The sequence below is a fragment of the Candidatus Symbiopectobacterium sp. NZEC135 genome, from assembly GCF_025962695.1.
The window spans coordinates 1-1,743 of record NZ_JAGFPF010000337.1 but is presented as its reverse complement, the minus strand read 5'-3'; the positions used below and the strand labels follow the sequence as shown (position 1 = coordinate 1,743).

Below are 1,743 nucleotides of genomic sequence, written 5' to 3'. Positions count from 1 at the left end.
AGCTCTGCGACACAGGTTTCACACTCGGTACGCAATGTCGCCAGTCGTTCAGCGGTATCACCCAGCCCAATGCGACGTTGGCGCTCCAGTTGTGCGATTTCCATCTCCTGCTGATGCAGGCGCGTTTGCAACTGGCTGACAGCACGAGGCGGCGTGGTGAGGTTGATGGCAACCCGCGCGCTGGCAGTGTCCAGCACATCAATCGCTTTATCCGGCAGTTGGCGACCAGAGATATAGCGCGCGGAGAGGTGTGCCGCCGCATGCAGCGCGTCCTCATCAATCAGTACGCCGTGCGCTTTCTCATAAATGGCGCGCAGCCCACGCAAAATAACGGCGCTTTCGTTCGCACTCGGCTCTCCCACGTTGACCCGTTGGAAACGGCGTGACAGTGCAGCATCTTTCTCAACGTATTTCTTGTATTCGCTCCAGGTGGTCGCGGCAATGGTGCGCAACTCCCCCCGAGCCAGCGCGGGTTTCAGCAGGTTGGAGACATCCAGTCCGCCAGCCTGATTACCCGCACCAATCAGAGTGTGTGCCTCATCAATAAACAGAATGATAGGCCGGGGCGAGTCTTTGACCTCCTGCATCACACCTTTGAAGCGCTTCTCAAATTCCCCCTTCACCGAAGCACCGGCCTGCATCGCACCCAGATCCAGCGTCAGCAGTTCCACCTCGCGCAACCGTTCCGGCACCTGTCCGGCAACGATGCGTAGGGCCAATCCCTCAATCAGTGCACTTTTACCCACCCCGGCTTCCCCAACCACCATCGGGTTGTTTTTACGGCGACGTGAAAGGATATCGATCATTACATCGATTTCGCGATCGCGGCACAGCACCGGATCGAGCTGTCCTTGCCGTGCAGCCTCAGTCACATTCTGGGTATAGCGGCCCAGCTGAGCGCTCACCGCTGCCGCTTGCTCCGTTGCAGCCATCGCGTTCACAGCAACCGGAGTTTCCGATGACTCTTTCACCCACTCATCAAACTGCTGGCGCAGCAGTTCACGGTTGATGTGTGCCAGTGGGCGCGATGCGACTGCCGACAGATACCGGTTTGGCATCATCAGCAATACCAATAACAACACGCCGCTGCGCAGGTGACTGTGCTGGAACTCAGCCGATGCCAGCAACCAGCTGTCTTGCAGCCACTCCACCAGCAGCGGTGAGAAAGAGGGATAGCCTGCCGCCACGAAATCGCTGTCTGCGACGGTTGGTTCGAGCAGAGCCCCGAGGGCCTGCACATCCACGTCGGCGCGCGTGCAGATCTGGCCTACGTCGCACAGCGGCGTATCCAGCATGTTCATCAACAGGTGCTCAATGCGGATTTCCGCGCCCTGATGCTGTATGCAGAGCGCCGCCGCTTGTTCCAGCATATGGCGACACACAGGGTTGAGACGTTCAACCAGCGTAGGCAGTTCGATTCGAATCACGGTGCAGCTCCTGTTACTGTAATAATTCGCCCAGTTGGCGTAGCACATCCTGGGTTTGGTGAATCAACTGGTAGTGGTAAGCCCCGAACGCCGCAGCCAGCACGACACACAGGCCGAGAAACAGGACGCTGAGCGACACCTGTTTGCGCAGACGATAGCGCGATGCCTGCTGCCCGAGATGTTGGTGAAACACCGTAGGGATCGCAGCAGGTTCCGGATGCAACGTGTCGTGCAGTTTGCGCACCACACGGTCCAGCTCCTCACGTCCTTGCACCATTACCCGGTAGCGCCCTTCAAACCCCAGACACAGGCACAG

The 1,743-nt window shown here is 58.7% G+C and carries 2 protein-coding genes; both read right to left on the bottom strand.

Annotated elements, in window-relative coordinates:
* Positions 1 to 1,427 (bottom strand): AAA family ATPase (locus J5224_RS26590; RefSeq protein ID WP_264628167.1); only part of this gene is annotated, 1,427 nt, incomplete at its 3' end.
* Between the two features lie 13 nt (positions 1,428 to 1,440).
* A partial coding sequence (locus tag J5224_RS26585; RefSeq protein WP_264628166.1) for a DotU family type IV/VI secretion system protein occupies positions 1,441 to 1,743 on the bottom strand: 303 nt, incomplete at its 5' end.